This window comes from Pseudomonas sp. ICMP 460 (assembly GCF_002723595.1).
Classification (GTDB): domain Bacteria; phylum Pseudomonadota; class Gammaproteobacteria; order Pseudomonadales; family Pseudomonadaceae; genus Aquipseudomonas; species Aquipseudomonas kitaguniensis.
This window is the reverse complement of the sequence record NZ_LKBR01000006.1, coordinates 155,284-172,989: the sequence shown is the minus strand read 5'-3', so window position 1 is coordinate 172,989 and position 17,706 is coordinate 155,284. Positions and strand designations below refer to the sequence as shown.

Genomic DNA, 17,706 nt, shown 5'->3' with positions numbered 1-17,706 from the left:
AACCGCGCTAGAACTTCTGCCCACATCGATTTCGTTCCCCTGACTGGCGTTTTGGGGGATTTTATCAAAGACCTTGAAAGGGCTGGCTGTAAGAGCGAAACCGATACAAGCCATCCCCCAAAGAACGGATATACACGAAAACCCAAAGAACACCCCAAGCCCGTTTCCCGCGCGACAGCGCTACATCAAAGATGCAGTGGGGCCTCCCACAGGTTCAAACCACCTCCAGGTACGAACTGTGAATCGCCCGTGCCAGCTCGCGCACGGTGTCGATAAAGTCAGTCAACCGGCTGTGCAGCCCGTCCTCAAGAATCTCATCAATCCCGGTATACCGCAGGCGCGCCTCGAACTCGGCCGCGAGGCGCTGCGCCGTGCGCCCATAACTCCCCGGCAATTCCGCCAGGATATGGCTCAACGCCTCAATGCAAGCATGCAACGAACGCGGCACGTCGCTGCGCAACAGCAGCAACTCCGACACCGAGCGGGCGTTCAGCGCGTTCGGGTACAACTGGGTATACGCCTCAAAAGATGACAACGCCCGGAGCAGGGCGCTCCACTGGTAATACCCCCGCGCCGACAGGTCGCTGACTTCTTCCGACTCCTCGCCAAACATCTCATAGCGCGCATCCAGCAGGCGCAAGGTGTTGTCGGCCCGCTCAACAAATGTGCCCAGGCGAATAAACCGGTAAGCGTCATTACGCATAATGGTGCCGGAGGTCGCGCCGCGGAACAGGTGCGAGCGCTGCTTGACCCAGTCACAGAAATGGCTGATGCCATGGCGCGCCAGGCCGCCGGCGGCGATGCTGCGCATTTCCAGCCAGGTGGCGTTGAGGTTTTCCCACATGTCGGCGGTGATTCGCCCGCGTACCGCGTGCGCATTGCCTCGGGCGGCGCGCAGGCAGTTGTAAATGCTCGCGGGGTTTTCTTCGTCGAGGGCGAAGAAGTGCAACATGCGCTCGGCGTCCAGTTGCTGGTGTCGCTCCAGGTAGTTGTCCAGTGTGCCGCTGCTGAGCAACGACATCGCCAATTCGTCGAGGCCATCGCTGCGCCCGGCCTGCGGCATCAACGACAGCGAATAGCTGACTTCGAGCATGCGCGCGAGGTTTTCGGCCCGCTCAAGGTAACGCGACATCCAGTACAGATCTGCGGCGGTTCTACTCAACATACTCAGCCCTCCACCACCCAGGTGTCCTTGGTTCCGCCGCCTTGCGACGAGTTGACGATCAACGAGCCTTCCTTCAATGCCACGCGGGTCAGCCCGCCGGGCACCAGACGGGTTTCCTTGCCCGAGAGCACAAATGGCCGCAGGTCGATGTGCCGTGGCGCGATGCCGTTTTCGACAAACGTGGGGCAGGTGGACAGGCACAGGGTCGGTTGGGCGATATACGCATGCGGGCGCGCCTTGATGCGCTGGCGGAAGTCCTCGATTTCGGCGGCGCTTGAAGCTGGCCCTACCAGCATGCCGTAGCCGCCGGAGCCCTGGGTTTCCTTGACCACCAGTTCCGGCAAATGCGCGAGTACATGCGACAGTTCATCGGGCTTGCGGCATTGGAAGGTCGGCACGTTTTGCAGCACAGGCTCTTCATCAAGGTAGAAGCGGATCATTTCGGGCACATACGGGTAGATCGATTTGTCATCGGCGACGCCGGTGCCGATGGCATTCGCCAACACCACATTGCCGGCGCAATAGGCGGCCACCAGCCCCGGCACGCCGAGCATCGAGTCAGGGTTGAACGCCTGCGGGTCGAGGAACGCGTCGTCGATTCGCCGGTAAATCACGTCCACCGCCTTGGGGCCGTCGGTGGTGCGCATGAACACCTTGAGGTCGTGCACGAACAGGTCGGCGCCTTCGACCAGTTCCACGCCCATTTCGCGGGCGAGAAACGCATGTTCAAAGAACGCGCTGTTGAAGCGCCCGGGTGTCAGTACCACCACATTCGGGTTGTCGAGGCGGCTGGCGCTTTTCAAGGTGCTGAGCAGCAGGTTGGGGTAGTGGTCGACCGGCGCGATGCGCTGTTTGGCGAACACTTCCGGGAACAGGCGCATCATCATCTTGCGGTCTTCGAGCATGTAGCTCACGCCACTGGGCGTACGCAGGTTGTCTTCCAGCACGTAATAGGTGCCGTCGCCATCGCGCACCAGATCGACCCCGGAAATATGCGAGTAGATGCCGCGATGCAGGTCCAGCCCGACCATCGCCTTCTGGTAACCCTCGTTGCCCAGCACCTGATCGGCAGGAATGATGCCCGCCTTGATAATGCGCTGGTCGTGGTAAATGTCCGCGAGGAACATGTTCAGCGCATTGACGCGCTGGATACAGCCGCGTTCGATCACGCTCCACTCACTGGCGGGAATGCTGCGCGGGATGATGTCGAAGGGGATCAGGCGTTCGGTGTCTTGCTCGTCGCCGTAGAGGGTAAAAGTGATCCCCGCGCGGTGGAACAGCAAATCGGCTTCGCGGCGTCGCTGGGCCAGCAGTTCCGGCGGCGTATTCGCCAGCCAGCGGGAGAAATCCTGATAGTGCGCACGGCAAACGCCATCTGCGTCATTCATTTCATCAAAGAAAGATCGAGCCATTCCAGTACCTTGTCAGTGCCGAGGGTTGCATGGGGAGGCACTGCCGCTTTAAAAAACGCATTTTTTTATGAGCCCGTGGCTGATCGTGCCACTGGGTCTGGTCCTTACTTTCTTATGGAGTCGGCTCTGGGTCGGCGGGTAACGATTGCTCCTGTAACCGGGCAGATGAATGGATTAAGCAATGCGTGTGCCGGAATGGGCTTGGGGGTGCGGATTTGGTGGCTAGTGGGCTACTGTGGCGAGCCCGCTCTACCTGACAGCCCGCTTGCCACAACTGGTCATCCGTCCAAAATGACCCAAAACGGTGCGCGAACAACTTGAACTTCTTGCACACCCGCTTCTTCTAACGAGTCCAGTACCTGCATGGAGCACGGCTGTGCCCAGAATTATTTCCCCCAGCACGCCTGAGTCGGCTTTGGACGACCACAGCGAGCACAACGCCAAGATCTTCGGTTCGCCCAAGGACCGGCTCGACTTCTATCGCCGTGAAATCCAGTACGAAACCACCATTCTGGCCAACCGCACCGACGCCTACCTGACCGCGCAGTCGTTTCTGGTCATCGCCTTCGTTTCGGGCATGGGCAACCTCAACCCGGAATGGGGCAAATTGTTCACCGTGGTGGTGCCGGTATTTCTCGCGGCGCTGGGGGTTCTCAGCTCGCTGAATGCCTGGCCGGGCATCCGTGCGGCCTATGACATCATTGACCATTGGCACTTCAAACAGAGCGAGTTGCTGCGCAGCGAGCCGTTGATGGGCATGGCCTATGATGAGTCGCCGCTGTTTTCCGAGGTGGAGTCCTCGCACAAGGGTTACCGCAAGTCGCTGTTGTTCTCGGTGCGCACGCCGTGGATTTTCATGGTGTTCTGGGTGGTGCTCGGCGCCTATGCGTTCTATATCCAGGTGGACAACCCCGGCTCATAAATCGTTGGAACTTCATGGCGTCACGCGCAACCTTATAGTTACGCAGACGGTGTTTTCAGAGCCTGCGAAGAGGTGACCCATGACCACAAGCAACGATCCGCAAGTCAGCAACCGCAATGACCCGGCCATCGATGGCGGTGAGCCGGCGCCCGGCACTGCCGCCGATGCGCCCAAAGACCCCAAACCTGCCAGCGACCCCAAAGCCCGCGAAAACGACTACAGTCCAGACTTCAAGCCCGAGCCTGAGGCCAAGCCTGAAACCGATGCCGATCCTGAAACCGATGCCGATATTGATACCCAAGGCGGTTAGAGGAGACGTTCATGTCCAAAGAACTCGACGACGAACTCAACGATCCGGGCAACGAAGACCCGGGCTCATTGATGGATGATGCAGAAGTGCCGCTCAACGATCTGGACGAAGCGGCGGACGTAGGCAACACCGAGAATCAGGACTGATTTTTCACCTGGGCACGTCGTTCATACCACGCCAGCATCGGCTGGGTACTGAGGCCATGAACGACGATGCTCAAGGCGATCACCGAAATCGTAAGGTTCACCGCCACCGCACTGCTGGTGCCGATCAGCCCGTGGTTGAGCGCGTAGAACAGGTAGTAAATGCTGCCGATGCCGCGAATCCCGAACCAGCCCATCAAGCCACGTTGTCGCCAGCCGATCAGGCTGCGCCAAGGCATCGCCAGCACGCTGACCGGTCGTATCACGCAAAACAGCAGCGCCGCCACCGGCAACGCGCGCCAGTCCCAGTGGCTGACCAGCACAATTCCCAGCAACGTGACCAGGAACACCTCCATCGAGCGCTCTACCAGGCTGCCGAACGAGAGCATGTCGCCCATCATCACGCCAGCAGCGATCTGCGTGTCCGCCAGTTCACTCACATCACCTTTTAATGCTCGCTCCGGCGGCACTTCCAGATGGCCCACCACTGGCAGCGCCAAATGCTCCGACGGCGTTTCAGCGTTGCCGGTGGACCGGAACTCCGCTTGGCGCAAGCCCAACCCCGCGGCGAACACCGACAGAAACCCATAACCGCCCACGGCCTCCGCCGCGACATACGCCAAGGCAATCAGCGCCAGCGTCAGGTAATCGTTGGGCGACAAGGTGCTGTCCGCGTTGGTGATGCGCATCCACAACGCCACGCGCCCGATGCCGCGGCCCATCCAATAGCCGATCAACAAGCCCGCCGGCACGGCCCACAGCAAGTTCTTCAGCACCCAACCGCCGAACCAGTCACCGTCAAACCCGCCGTGCTGCATGAACAACAGCGCGAAAATCACAAAAGGGAACGCCGTGCCGTCGTTCAGCCCCGCCTCACCGGACAGGCCAAAGCGCAGCGCGTCGTAGTCTTGCGCATTGTTGACCTGAACCAGCCCGGCCAACACCGGGTCGGTCGGCGCCAGAATCGCCCCGACCAGCAGCGACACGCCCCAAGACAACTGGAACAGGTAATGCAGCGCCAGGCACACGCCAAGAATAGTCAGCAGCATCACCGGCCCGGCCATGCCAAACGCGATGCGCCACGTGCGATGCGCGAGCGGCAGCCGCAGTTTCAAGCCGCTGACGAACAGCGAAAACAGCACGGCGACTTCGGTAAGATGCTCCATCCAGCGTGCGGAGCCTTTGATGTCCAGCTGCAACAGGTCCACGCCGAGTGGCCCGATTGCCACGCCCAGCAACAGGCACACCGCCGAGGTGGTCACCGGCATCCAGCGCAAATAGGAGGAGGTGAGGGCGAGTGTCAGCAACACTGTGCCCAATACGGCCAACCATAAAATAAACGTCATCGAACATGCACCGCGGCCGTGATCTATCCAGCTTGGAGGACTGTGGCCGGGCGCAGGTTCAATGTGATTGGTTCAAGCGCTTGCGGCGCGATGAACTGACATATTTCGAGTGTATTCTGGCGAGCGCGATAAACAATCTGATCGGGCCGCAGGGGGTCGCCGCCGCCAGGCGTTAACCCCACGACAGGGATGTCTGCGACAAAAATAACTGACATCCCCGTACGTTGAGGTTTTTTGCATGAAGCGCAGTACCGTGTTCAAGATCGCTGGTGTGTTGCTGTTGGCCGCGGTTTTAGCCGGGTTTTGGACGTGGCGCGGCAACCCGGATGCCTTGTGGCATATCGTCAGCAAGCAATGTGTGCCCAATCAGCAACAGCAGCAAAAACCCGACCCGTGCCTGGCGGTGGATCTGGATCGCGGCTACGCACTGCTCAAGGACCGCCAGGGGCCGTTGCATGTCTTGCTGATTGCTGCCGACAAAATCACCGGCATCGAAGACCCGGCGCTCGGCCGTGGGTTGCTGCCGCATTACGTTGCTCAGGCTTGGCGCCGCCGCGACGTGTTGTCCGCCGGGTTGGCACGGCCGGTGCCGGATCAGTATGTGGCAGTGGCGATTAATTCACGTTATGGGCGCTCGCAGAATCAGTTGCATGTGCACATTGCGTGTTTGCGTGCGCAGGTGTTCGCCGCCGTTAACCAACCGCGTAACGGGCTTGATGAGCAGTGGCGGGTGCTGCCTGTTCAGCTAATGGGGCATACCTATAGCGGCCGCACGCTGTCGGCGGCGCAGGCAGAAGGGGTCGACCCGTTGGCGCTGTTGCGTGACTATGCCGAGAGTCGCGGTGACGCTCTGAGCCAGTACGGTTTGCTGATGGCCCCGCGCGTTGACGGCAGCGTGGTGTTGTTGACCACGCAGGTGGCGCTGACCGAGCTGAACCTTGGCTCGGCCGCGGAGTTACAGGACTATCACTGCGGTTTGTGGCGGCGCTGAGCGCGGTCTCTAATAGTAAGTAGGGTAGGGCTTTTGTGGGAGCGGGCTTGCTCGCGATAGCATCAACGCGGTGTACCTGATGGACCGAGTTGCCTGCATCGCGAGCAAGCCCGCTCCCACAGACCTCTCCCACCGTTGATAGCATTTGGGTTCAATCCTCCACCAACCGCTCCATCAGCAATCGCTCCAGTGTCGCCGGCGGCAACGGCCGGCTAAACAGATACCCCTGAATCTGATCACAGCCCGCTTCCTTCAAAAACGCCAATTGCGCCTGTGTCTCCACACCCTCGGCCACCACCCGCAGGTTCAGGCTGTGCGCCAATTCAATGATGGTGCGCGTAATCGCCGCGTCCTGCGGATTGGTCGTCACTTCGCGGATAAACGCGATGTCGACCTTCAACGTATCAATCGGAAAGCGCCGCAGATACGCCAGGCTCGAATAGCCGGTGCCGAAATCATCAATGGAAATCTTTACGCCCATGTCCCGCAACCGTTCCAGGCTTGCGATGGTGTGCTGGGTGTTTTCCATCAGTGAGCTTTCGGTCAGTTCAACCTCCAGCCAATGCGCCGCAACCCCGGTTCGCGCGAGGATGCAGGCAATATCGGCGATCAGGTCGCCCTCGATCAACTGATGGCCAGAGACGTTGACCGACACTTCGACTGCGCCGATAGCGCCGCTCTGCCACTCGGCAATCTGTTGGCACACGCTGTCGATGACCCAGCGGCCCACCTCCACGATCAACCCGAGGCTCTCCAGTATCGGCACGAATATCGCCGGCGACACGGCGCCGTATCCTGGCCGTTCCCAGCGCAATAACGCTTCGAGAGCGCAGATGCGGCCGCCGGCCAGTTCAACTTTGGGCTGGTAATGCACGCTGAAATTGCCCAGTTCAACCGCCTTTCGCAAATCCGCTTCCAGCTCCTGGCGAGCCAGGTCGTGCACATTCATGCTGGCCATTTCGCCGGTTTTTATGTGCAGTTGTTGCTCCAACATCAGGCTATGGCTTTTAAACTGATCGCCGCGCGCCTTGAGTCGCAGCAGGTTGCGCACCCGCAGCCACAACTCGACGCGCTCCACCGGTTTGCTGATGAATTCCTCGGCGCCGCTTTCGAGCCCGCTGACGCGCGCGCTCGGGTCGCTGAGGGCCGACAGCATGATGATCGGAATGTTGGCGGTGGCTTCGTCATTCTTCAATTGGCTGGCGACTTCGTAGCCGTCCATGCCCGGCATCATGATGTCCAGCAGAATCAGGTCAGGCGGCGTTTGCGCCACCAACAATAGCGCCTCCTCGCCGCTGCTGGCAGTCAGGGTTTGGTAGCCCTCGTGTTGCAGGAGGGTTTCCAACAGCTTGCGAACCTGTGGTTCGTCATCAACGATCAACAGTGTGGCGGGGGGGCTGGCCATGGAGACGACTCATATAAGGGGGCTGATGTTCTTTTGCAGCAGGGTATCAATGACCTGATACAACTCTTTGTAGCGCAGCGGTTTGATGATGTAGGCATCGCAGCCGGCCAGTCGGGTCTTTTCGCGGTCTTCCTTCATGGCCATGGCGGTCAAAGCGATCACCGGGATATGCGCGGTGTTCGGGTCTTGCTTGAGCAGTTGGGTGGCGGCCAGGCCGTCCATGCCGGGCAATTGAATATCCATCAGGATCAGTGCCGGCTGTTGTTCACGGGCCAGGGTCAGGCCGGTTTCGGCATCTGCGGCCCATAGCACCGTGTGGCCCGCATTCTCCAGCAACAGGCGCGCCAGGCGCATGTTTGCCTGGTTGTCTTCAACGATCAGGATTTCAGCCATGTAGCCTCCGGTGCACGGTGCAGCGGCAGCCACACCACAAAGCGGGTGCCCAAACCTTCGCGACTGGCCACCGCAACGCTGCCGCCATGCAGGTCGGTCAGTTGCTTGACCATTGCCAAGCCAAGGCCTGTGCCTTCAAATTTACGCGCCAGGCTGCTGTCGATCTGGCTGAACGCTTTGAACAGCTTGCTCATGTCGTCTTTGGCGATGCCGATGCCGGTGTCGCTGACACTCAGCTCCAGAAACTGCATGTGTGCGCTGGGCTTCAGCGCGAAGCCGTGGGCGGGCCAGTCGCCGGGTGTTTTGCCGACCTGTTCGCGGCTGACTTCACGCACCGCCAGGGTCACGCTACTCCCGTGTTCACTGAACTTCACTGCGTTGGCCAGCAGGTTATAGATGATTTGTTTGGTCTTGCGCAGGTCCAGTTCGAGGGTGCCGAAATCGCGCTCGCTGTCGAGCTTCAACTGGATACGCTGCAGCGCGGCTTTTTCGCGCACAATCAACAAGCTGTTGGCCAGCAACCCGGCAAGCTCCACGGCCTCCAGCTCCAGGTCCATCATCCCGGCTTCAACCTTGGACAGGTCGAGAATATCGTTGATCAGCGACAGCAAATGCTGGCCGCTGGTGAAGATGTCGCCGATGTATTCGCGCTGCACCTCGCTCATGTCGCCGACCAAGCCATCCTTCAACGCCTCGGAGAAGCCAATCACCGCGTTCAGCGGCGTACGCAACTCGTGGGACATGGTGGCGAGGAACTCGGACTTCATGCGGTTGGCGTGCTCCAACTCCAGGTTCTTTTCTTCGAGTGCGCGTTCAAACCCTTTGCGCTCGGCTTCTTCCTGCTTGCGCGCGGTGTTGTCGGTGCCGATCAGCAGGTAGCCAATGATCGTGTCGTGGCGGTTGCGCAACGCGGTCACCGAGACCATCGCCGACAGGCGGCTGCCATCCTTGCGAATATAGGTCAGTTCGTAAATGTCTTCGATGCCGCGCGAGGCCTTGAACACCAGGGCTTCAAAGCCTGGGGTAATCGGTGTGTCGAGCTCCAGGCTGAGGGCGGCGGCGCGGGTAATCAGTTCGGCGGGGTCGGAAATATCGGCGGGGGTGATGCGGTTCAGTACGTCTTCAGCGGCATACCCGAGCATACGTTCGGCGCCGACATTGAAGATCTGGATCACGCCTTTTTCGTCGGTGGCGATGCTGGAAAAATACGCGCTGTTGAAGATCGCGTCTTGCAGTGCGCCGGTCTTCAGCAGGGTCTTCTGCCGCTTGAACTCGACGATTTTTTCGGCCCGCGATTGCGGTTCGGGCGGTTGATCGGTGGGGCTTTTATCCATCGCGGTGGCGTTCCATGAACTACAGGCCCGCCATCATCAAAACGCGATGGCGCAGAGCATACTCACAGAAGATCGCACAAAGGCGACGAGGAGGAGATGAGATTCTTTGACAATAGCAGAGATCATGGCGTTTTGAAGGCTCAAAGCGCCGATCAACACGCCACAAGCACTCAAATGGATAGTTTTTATAAAGGCAGCGTGCTGTTTGACCATACGATCAAGGCGCCAGAGCGCCAAGCTCGGCAAAACGCCTGCGAAACAGGCGTATTCTGCATTTGCGTGATGGGTGAAACGTTTAATCAAACGATAAACGGCACACGCAAGCGCTTGCGTAACGAAATGTATCTGCCTTAGAGTCGGCAGCACTCGACTACAAAAATAATAATTCCAGGAGCTCATGATGAGCCTTGAACCCTTGCTTGAGATGCAGGGCATCAGCAAAACCTTCAACGGTTTGCGCGTGCTCAAAAATGTCGGCCTTAAGGTCTACCCCGGCGAAATCCACGCCTTGATGGGGGAGAACGGCGCCGGCAAATCGACCCTGATGAAAATCCTCTCCGGCGCTTACCAGGCCGACCCCGGCGGCGAAATCCGCATTGACGGCCAGCCCGTCGCCAGCTTCGACCCCGCCACTGCGAAAACCCTCGGCATTGCCGTGATCTATCAGGAACTCAGCCTGTGCCCGAACCTGAGCGTCGCTGAAAACATCTACCTGGGCCGCGAACTGCGGCGTGGCTGGACCATCGACCGCAAGGGCATGCAAGCCGGTTGCGTGGAAGTGCTGCAACGCCTGGGCGCCGAGTTCAAACCCGGCACAGCGGTCAGCAGCCTATCGATTGCCGAGCGCCAACTAGTCGAAATTGCCCGCGCCCTGCATGCCCACGCCCGAATCCTGGTGATGGACGAGCCCACCACGCCGCTGTCATCGCGTGAGACCGACCGCTTGTTTGCGCTGATCAAACAACTGCGCAGCCAGGGCTTGGCGATTATCTATATCAGCCACCGCATGGCCGAGATCTACGAGTTGTCGGACCGAGTTTCAGTGCTGCGCGACGGCCAATACATCGGCGAACTGACGCGCGATGCGCTGTCGGCCGAGGTGTTGGTAAAAATGATGGTGGGCCGCGACCTTTCCGGTTTCTACAAGAAGGAACACGCCGCCTATAACCCCGGCAACGTGGTGATGCGCGTGCGCGACATGGCCGACGGCAAACGCGTGCGCAATTGCAGTTTCGACCTGCACGTGGGCGAGGTGCTGGGCATTGCCGGGCTGGTTGGGGCAGGGCGCACGGAGCTGGCGCGGCTGATCTTTGCCGCCGACCCGCGCACCTCGGGCACCCTCGAAGTGGTCGGCAAACACGTTACCCAGTTGCGCACCCCGGCCGATGCGATTCGCGCAGGCGTGGTCTACCTCACTGAAGACCGCAAGGCCCAAGGCCTGTTTCTCGACATGAGCGTGGCCGACAACATCAATGTGTGCGCGTGTGTGCCGGATGCGCACGCCGGTGGTGTGCTGGATCGCGGCCATGCTGCGCAACGGTCGGATGACGCGATCAAGTCGCTGTCGATTCGGGTGGCGTCGGGCAAGGTCAATGTCGGCGCGTTGTCCGGCGGCAATCAACAAAAAGTGCTGTTGGCGCGGCTGCTGGAGGTCAAGCCGCATGTGCTGATCCTCGACGAACCGACGCGTGGCGTCGATATCGGCTCCAAGTCCGAGATTTACCGCATCATCAATCAACTGGCGCTGGCGGGTGTCGGCATCGTGGTGATCTCCAGCGAGTTGCCGGAAATCATCGGCACCTGCGACCGCGTGCTGATCATGCGCGAAGGCCAGTTGGTGGCCGAAGTCGGCGGCGCCTCCGGCCAGGTAATTTCCCAAGAACGTATTATTGACCTCGCCACCGGTGGCGATCAGGTGGCTGCCCATGGCTGATTCAAACAACAACACACTGACGGTTGCGCCGATTGGCAAAGCTGAGCGTATCCGCGAGTTGATGCGCACGGTCGGCATGTTGCCGGTGCTGGTGCTGTTACTGGTGGGTTTTGCGCTGGCCAGTGAAAACTTTTTGACCGTGCAGAACCTCTCGATCATCACCCAACAGGCCTCGGTCAACGTGGTACTCGCAGCGGGCATGACCTTCGTGATCCTCACTGCGGGCATTGACCTGTCGGTCGGCGCGATTCTCGCCGCGTCTGCCGTGGTCGCGTTGCAGGCCTCAATGTCGCCGCAGTTCGGCATGTTCGGGATCGCCGCCGGTATCGGCTTCGGCCTGTTGCTGGGGCTGGTCAACGGCGGGCTGATCGCGTTCATGCGCCTGCCGCCGTTTATCGTGACCCTCGGCGCGCTGACCGCCATGCGTGGCCTCGCGCGGTTGCTGGCGGATGACAAAACCGTGTTCAACCCCGACCTGCCGTTCGCCTTTATCGGCAATGACTCGATCCTCGGCGTGCCGTGGCTGGTGGTGATCGCCGTGGCGGTGGTGGCACTGTCATGGTTCATCCTGCGGCGCACGGTCATGGGCGTGCAGATTTACTCGGTGGGCGGCAACCCGGAGGCGGCGCGGCTGTCGGGGATCAAGGTGTGGAAAGTGCTGCTGTTCGTCTACGCCATGTCCGGCGCCCTGGCCGGGCTCGGTGCGGTGATGAGTGCCTCGCGCCTGTTCGCCGCCAACGGCCTGCAACTCGGCCAATCGTACGAGCTGGACGCGATTGCCGCGGTGATCCTCGGCGGCACCAGTTTTACCGGCGGCGTCGGCACCATCGGCGGCACGCTGATTGGCGCGCTGATTATCGCTGTGCTCACCAACGGCCTTGTGCTGCTGGGAGTTTCAGACATCTGGCAGTACATCATCAAGGGCATTGTGATCATCGGCGCGGTCGCGCTGGATCGCTATCGCCAGTCCGGCGCCCGCACCTGATTTCACTCAAACAACAATCACAAGAGAGACCCACATGAACTTCAAACGCCTGTTTCCCGTTATTGCTCTGGCTGCCTTGGTCGCCCAAAGCGCAGAGGCCCGCGAACTTAAAGCCGTGGGCATCAGCATGGGTTCGCTCGGCAACCCTTATTTCGTGACGTTGGCCGACGGCGCCACGGCGCGCGCCAAAGCGCTGAACCCCAACGTCAAGGTGACGTCGGTGTCGGCCGACTATGACCTGAGTAAACAGTTTTCGCAGATCGACAACTTCATCTCGTCCAAGGTCGATTTGATCCTGATCAACGCCGTCGACCCGTCGGCGATGGCCTCGGCGATCAAAAAAGCGCGGGACGCCGGCATCGTCGTGGTAGCCGTGGATGTCGACGCCAAAGGCGTCAACGCGACCGTGCAAACCGACAACGTCGAAGCCGGCAGGCTGGCCTGCCAGTACCTGGTGGACAAGCTCTCGGGCAAGGGCAACGTAATCATCCAGAACGGCCCGCAAGTTACCGCGGTGACTGACCGTGTCAAAGGCTGCAAAGCGGCGCTGGCCACTGCGCCGGAGATCAAGGTGCTGTCCGATGACCAGGACGGCAAAGGCTCGCGCGAAGGCGGCTTGAACGTGATGCAGGGTTACCTCACGCGCTTCCCGAAAATCGACGGCTTGTTTGCGATCAACGACCCGCAAGCCATCGGCAGCGACCTGGCGGCCAAGCAGCTTAAGCGCAGCGGCATCATCATCACCTCGGTGGACGGTGCGCCAGACATCGAGAACGCACTGAAAACCGACACGCAGATTCAGGCCTCCGCCAGCCAGGACCCGTGGGCCATGGCGCAAACTGCGGTGAATGTCGGCAATGACCTCCTCAATGACAAAGCCCCGGCCGAAGCGGTGACCCTGCTTACGCCAAAACTGATCACCCGCGACAACATCGGCACCTACAGCGGCTGGTCGAGCAAGCATTGATTGATTGACGTAAAAAGGGGCGCGTCGTGGTGACCATGGATGACGTGGCAAGCAGGGCGGGCGTGTCCACGTCGACCGTGTCCCACGTGTTGAATGGCACCCGCAAGGTCAGCCCGGCGACGGTGCTGGCCGTGCAGCAAGCCATTGCGCAGTTGGGGTATGTGCCCAATACGCTGGCGCGCTCGTTGGCGCGGTCGAGCACCAATACCATCGGTGTGGCGATCTCGTCGCTGTCCAACCATTACTTCAGTGAAACCGTGCACGCGATTGAAACCGAGTGCGCCCGGCACGGCTTCATGATGCTGTTTGTCGACACCCACGACGACCCGGCGCAAGAACTTCGCGTGGTCACCGCCCTGCATCATCGGCGTGTCGACGGGATTTTACTGGCACCGGCAGCCGGTTCCATCGCGTTGGCGTATTTGCAGGCCAACCAGATTCCGGGGGTGCTGGTAGACCGCATGCTGGACGCGCCGTTTGATCAGGTTGGGGTGGAGAACACCGCGTCCACCCACGCCCTGGTCACGCACCTGATTGCACACGGGCACCGGCGCATCGGTTTTATTGCCGGGCGCACGGGGTTGGGCACCACCGATGAGCGCGTAGCGGGTTATCGGCAGGCGTTGCAGGCGGCGGGGCTGGCGTTCGACCCGCAACTGCTGGTCAACGGCGGCTCCAACAGCCAACCGGCGCGCGCGGCCACTGAGCAGTTGCTGGCCTTGAGCGAACCGCCGACGGCGATCATGGCGGGCAACAACATGATGACCCTCGGCGCCATGCATGCGCTGCGTGACGCGCATCTGGATGTGCCGGGGCACATGGCATTGGTCGGTTTTGACGATTTTGACTGGGCGGATTTTTTCGTGCCGCGCCTGACCTTGATCGCCCAGCCGGTCAAGCAACTTGGCGCGCGCGCGGTGCAACTGTTGCTGCAACGCATGGCGTCGCCCGACGCTCCCGTTCAACGTGTGCGCCTGGCGCCCAGCGTGCAGTATCGAAATTCATGTGGCTGCAGCTGATTGGAATAACCGCGTATGAACAGTCCCGTTTCTCTTGGCATCGACCTCGGCACCTCAGAGCTCAAGGCGATCCTGATGGACGCCAGCGGCGCCGTGCTGGCGCATGCCGGTGTGCGTTTGAGCGTCTCCCGGCGTCACAGCGGCTGGTCTGAACAGGCGCCCGAAGCGTGGTGGCAGGCCTGTTTGCAGGCACTTGATGAGTTGCGCGCGCACCCAGCGTTTGCGCGCGTGGCGTGCATCGGCCTGTCGGGGCAAATGCACGGCGCGGTGCTGCTCGGTGCGGATGACCGCGTGCTGTACCCGGCGATTCTCTGGGATGATTCGCGCGCGGCTGCCTGCGCCGAACAGCTCGGGCCAGGCTTTGCCGAGGTCACCGGCAGCTTGCCGATGGCCGGGCTCACGGCGCCCAAACTGCTCTGGCTGCAACAGCATGCGCCCGAGGTATTCGAGGCGATTGACTGCGTATTGTCGCCCAAGGATTACCTGCGTTTGCGCTTGAGCGGTGAACGCATCAGCGAGATGTCGGACGCCGCCGGCACGCTGTGGCTGGATGTGGCGCAGCGTCAGTGGTTTGCCCCAATGCTGCACGCCACAGGCCTGGTGCCGGCGCAGATGCCACGGCTGGTCGAAGGCGGCGAAGCGAGTGCCTGTGTCACGGCGGCGATGGCTGCGCAATTGGGCTTGGCGCCCGGCGTGGTGATCGCCGGCGGCGGCGGCGACAACCCGGTGGCGGCCGTCGGTATCGGCGCGATCAACGCCGGTGATGCGTTGATTACCCTCGGCACCAGCGCGGCGATTGTCGCGATCACCGACCACGCCGCAGGCAACCCCGCCAGCGCGGTGCACAGCTTCTGCCACGCGCTGCCAAACCGCTGGTACACCATGGGCGCGCTGTTGGCCGGCGCCAGTTGCTTGCGCTGGGTGACGCAATTGACCGGCACGCCGGATGAGCAAACCTTGTTGGCCCACGTGCAGGCGCAGTTGCCAATGGGTGCGCCGGTGCCGCTGAACACGCCGCTGTTTCTGCCTTACCTCGCCGGTGAACGCACGCCGCATAACGACCCGTTGCTGCGCGGTGGGTTTATGAACCTGGGCCACGACTGCACCCCGGCGATGCTCGGTTATGCGGTGATGGAAGGCGTGAGTTTTGGCTTGCTGGATGCTTTAAACGCGGTGCAAACGGCAGGTGCCAACGTCGGTGCCTGTGCGCTGGTCGGCGGCGGGGCACGCAGCGAGTATTGGGCGCAATTGCTGGCGAACATCCTGCAGCGAGAGGTTTTCACCTTGCACGGCAGTGAGCTGAGCGCGTGTATCGGTGCGGCGAAGCTGGGGTTTATGGCGATCGGGCAGGGCGCGCAACTGCTGGAAACAGGTATGCCGGTCAAGACGCGTTACCTGCCAGACCTGCGACAACAGCCGGTGCTGGCGGCGCGTTATCGCAAGTTCCAGGGGTTGCTGAGCGCGGCCAAAGCGCTGCAAGACTGACCATTCAGGGTGTGTGAACAGGGGCAGGCGCCCCTGGTTCCTTGGCGAAGTGGGCGTGTTGTTACATCTGAAACTGCTTCAGCAACCGGTTCAAGTCGAGCGCGAGGTTGCTCAGTTCCGACGTTGCAATCGCCGTTTGACTAGACCCCTGCGCCGTCTGGCTTGACAGGTCACGGATGCTGACCAGGCTGCGATCGACTTCTCTGGCCACCTGGGCCTGCTCTTCCGACGCGGTGGCAATCAACACATTGCGCTCGGTAATATTGTCGATCGATTCGGTTATTTCGACCAGCGCGGCGCCCGCGCCTTGAGCCGTATCCAGCGTTCGCTGAGCCTGGGCATTGGTGTGGGTCATTGCCGACACCGCCGCGCCAGTGCCTTTTTGAATCGAGCTGATCATCTGCTCGATCTCGCTGGTTGACTGCTGCGTGCGATGCGCCAGCGCTCTGACTTCATCGGCCACCACTGCGAAACCTCGACCGGCTTCACCGGCACGCGCGGCTTCAATGGCGGCATTCAACGCGAGCAAATTGGTTTGCTCGGCGATGGCCCTGATCACGTCCAGCACCTTGCTGATGTCGGTCGCCATCACCTCAAGCCCTTGCACTTCCCGGGAAGCGGCTTCAACGTTGCCGACCATCAAGCTGATTGCCTGCACGGTTTCATCCACGCGGGCACGCCCCGCAAGCGCTGCGCTATTGGAGCGGTTGGCAGCTTGCGAGGCGGCGGCGGCGTTTCTCGCCACTTCTTCTACCGCTGCGCTCATCTCGGTGACGGCGGTGGCCGCCATCTCGACCTCGTTATTCTGGCGCTGCATGCCTTTGTTCGCGTCCTCGGTGACGGCATGCATTTCTTCAGACGTCGACGCCAACTGATTAGACGAATCGGCGATCGAGGAAAGCGTATTGCGCAAACCGCTTTGCATGGCTTTCAGCGCCAGCATGAGCCTGGCCACTTCGTCGCGCCCTTGCACCTCGATGACTTCGCTGAGGTCGTTTTTGGCAATGCGCTCAGCGATGGCCAGCGATTGGCTGAGCGGGCGGGTAACGCTGCGGGTATACAGCAGTGCAAGCACAATGGCCGCCAATGTGCCGATCAAGATAAATGCAGTCACGATCAGTGTGGACTGTTCGTAGCTGCGCGTGGCGTCGTCGCCAGCCTTTTTAGCCTTGTTGTTGTTCAGCTCGATCATCTGTTTGATGGAGCCTTCTACGGTGTCAGCCGATTGCTTCATCGCCTCACTGGATAATTTGACCGCGTCATCCAGGCTGTTGGCTGCGATCAGCGCCAGGTACTGCTCCTGTACTTGCTGATAACCGGTATAGCGCTCCGACAGCTCAGCAAAAAACTTTTTGCCAGCAGGCGTTACGATCAGTGGTTGCAACGTCGATAACAGATCGAGGATGTTTGCCCGGGCTTTATTGAGGTCCAGCAGCGCTTGCGTTTTGCGAACGGCTGGCTCGATAGGGTTGCGCAGCCGTGCGTTGAGGCCGCGTATGTTAGTGAATTCCCGGTCAACCTGGCCCAGCAGGGCAATGCTCGGCACGACGTTGGTTTCGACGAATTTTTCAGCAGCGTTTAACGTTGAGGCCTGTTTGAGGGCAATCAGCCCCTGCGCAATAATCATCAGGCAGAAAAACCCGAAGAACAGGGCAGAGCGCGGGGCGAGGTTTAGTTTACGTAGCATTATAGAGAGCCTCTTTTTGTGGTTATCTCTATTTCGTCGCACTCATAGTTGCCTGAAGTACCGCTCGTCGAAGGTGAGCGGTTAATGGCCTTTTACTGGCATTTAGACTATTACAGGATGTAACGGCGCTGCAGCGCGGCTGGGCGCTGCCACGCAGGCCTGCTAGTTGTGCCAAGCGGCTTGTTGTGGCGAGCGGGCTTGCTCGCGTT

The 17,706-nt window shown here is 60.6% G+C and carries 17 protein-coding genes; 10 read left to right on the top strand and 7 right to left on the bottom strand.

The genetic code is table 11. The annotated features are described in order from the left end of the window. Positions 1-214: 214 nt before the first annotated feature. Both AO240_RS06870 and AO240_RS06865 read right to left on the bottom strand, forming a co-directional pair. Positions 215-1,165: an alpha-E domain-containing protein gene (locus AO240_RS06870; RefSeq protein ID WP_058411558.1), complete on the bottom strand. Its 951-nt coding sequence runs from the start codon at positions 1,163-1,165 to the stop codon at positions 215-217. 2 nt (positions 1,166-1,167) lie between these two features. Further along, complete coding sequence (locus AO240_RS06865; RefSeq protein WP_099235679.1) at positions 1,168-2,577, bottom strand: circularly permuted type 2 ATP-grasp protein; 1,410 nt, start codon at positions 2,575-2,577, stop codon at positions 1,168-1,170. 376 nt (positions 2,578-2,953) lie between these two features. Here AO240_RS06865 and AO240_RS06860 point away from each other — a divergent pair, with 376 nt between their 5' ends. The 3 genes from AO240_RS06860 (at position 2,954) to AO240_RS28870 (ending at position 3,955) form a co-directional block, all read left to right on the top strand. After that, positions 2,954-3,499 carry a hypothetical protein gene (locus tag AO240_RS06860; protein ID WP_058411556.1) on the top strand — a complete coding sequence of 182 codons (546 nt, stop codon included), beginning with the start codon at positions 2,954-2,956 and terminating at the stop codon, positions 3,497-3,499. A gap of 79 nt (positions 3,500-3,578) precedes the next feature. Then, a complete protein-coding gene (locus AO240_RS06855) occupies positions 3,579-3,809 on the top strand; it encodes a hypothetical protein (protein ID WP_099235678.1) in 231 nt (76 codons plus the stop codon). Positions 3,810-3,820: 11 nt separating this feature from the next. Next, entirely contained in the window at positions 3,821-3,955 is a 135-nt protein-coding gene (locus AO240_RS28870; protein ID WP_014718417.1) for a hypothetical protein, read from the top strand. Here AO240_RS28870 and AO240_RS06850 read toward each other — a convergent pair. After that, complete coding sequence (locus tag AO240_RS06850) at positions 3,946-5,298, bottom strand: sodium:proton antiporter (protein ID WP_099235677.1); 1,353 nt, start codon at positions 5,296-5,298, stop codon at positions 3,946-3,948. The two genes, AO240_RS28870 and AO240_RS06850, sit on opposite strands and share 10 nt — an antisense overlap. 238 nt (positions 5,299-5,536) lie before the next feature. Between AO240_RS06850 and AO240_RS06845 the strand changes: the two genes are divergently transcribed. Beyond that, positions 5,537-6,289 (top strand): CDP-diacylglycerol diphosphatase, encoded by a 753-nt coding sequence (locus tag AO240_RS06845; protein ID WP_099235676.1) that lies wholly within the window; start codon positions 5,537-5,539, stop codon positions 6,287-6,289. Positions 6,290-6,440: 151 nt separating this feature from the next. Here AO240_RS06845 and AO240_RS06840 read toward each other — a convergent pair whose 3' ends face one another. The 3 genes from AO240_RS06840 to AO240_RS06830 are packed head-to-tail and all read right to left on the bottom strand — an operon-like array spanning position 6,441 to position 9,421. Further along, positions 6,441-7,694: an EAL domain-containing response regulator gene (locus AO240_RS06840; protein WP_099235675.1), complete on the bottom strand. Its 1,254-nt coding sequence runs from the start codon at positions 7,692-7,694 to the stop codon at positions 6,441-6,443. 9 nt (positions 7,695-7,703) lie between these two features. Next, positions 7,704-8,087, bottom strand: coding sequence for a response regulator (locus tag AO240_RS06835; protein WP_058411551.1), 384 nt, complete (start codon positions 8,085-8,087; stop codon positions 7,704-7,706). Continuing rightward, positions 8,072-9,421, bottom strand: a complete 1,350-nt coding sequence (locus AO240_RS06830; RefSeq protein ID WP_099235674.1) for a HAMP domain-containing sensor histidine kinase — start codon at positions 9,419-9,421, stop codon at positions 8,072-8,074. Before AO240_RS06830 ends, AO240_RS06835 begins: the two co-directional genes overlap by 16 nt. 96 nt (positions 9,422-9,517) lie before the next feature. Between AO240_RS06830 and AO240_RS06825 the strand changes: the two genes are divergently transcribed. The 6 genes from AO240_RS06825 to xylB are packed head-to-tail and all read left to right on the top strand — an operon-like array spanning position 9,518 to position 15,810. Further along, a complete protein-coding gene (locus AO240_RS06825; protein ID WP_143505325.1) occupies positions 9,518-9,775 on the top strand; it encodes a hypothetical protein in 258 nt (85 codons plus the stop codon). Between the two features lie 46 nt (positions 9,776-9,821). Further along, positions 9,822-11,354, top strand: coding sequence for a sugar ABC transporter ATP-binding protein (locus AO240_RS06820; protein ID WP_058411549.1), 1,533 nt, complete (start codon positions 9,822-9,824; stop codon positions 11,352-11,354). Further along, positions 11,347-12,339, top strand: coding sequence for a ribose ABC transporter permease (locus tag AO240_RS06815; RefSeq protein WP_058411548.1), 993 nt, complete (start codon positions 11,347-11,349; stop codon positions 12,337-12,339). Before AO240_RS06820 ends, AO240_RS06815 begins: the two co-directional genes overlap by 8 nt. Before the next feature lie 34 nt (positions 12,340-12,373). Then, complete coding sequence (locus AO240_RS06810; RefSeq protein WP_099235672.1) at positions 12,374-13,306, top strand: ABC transporter substrate-binding protein; 933 nt, start codon at positions 12,374-12,376, stop codon at positions 13,304-13,306. 26 nt (positions 13,307-13,332) lie between these two features. Beyond that, complete coding sequence (locus AO240_RS06805; RefSeq protein ID WP_099235671.1) at positions 13,333-14,325, top strand: LacI family DNA-binding transcriptional regulator; 993 nt, start codon at positions 13,333-13,335, stop codon at positions 14,323-14,325. A 15-nt stretch (positions 14,326-14,340) separates the two neighbouring features. Next, positions 14,341-15,810, top strand: a complete 1,470-nt coding sequence (gene xylB / locus AO240_RS06800) for a xylulokinase (RefSeq protein ID WP_099235670.1) — start codon at positions 14,341-14,343, stop codon at positions 15,808-15,810. A gap of 61 nt (positions 15,811-15,871) precedes the next feature. Here xylB and AO240_RS06795 read toward each other — a convergent pair whose 3' ends face one another. Continuing rightward, positions 15,872-17,500 (bottom strand): methyl-accepting chemotaxis protein, encoded by a 1,629-nt coding sequence (locus AO240_RS06795; RefSeq protein WP_099235688.1) that lies wholly within the window; start codon positions 17,498-17,500, stop codon positions 15,872-15,874. Positions 17,501-17,706: the final 206 nt, after the last annotated feature.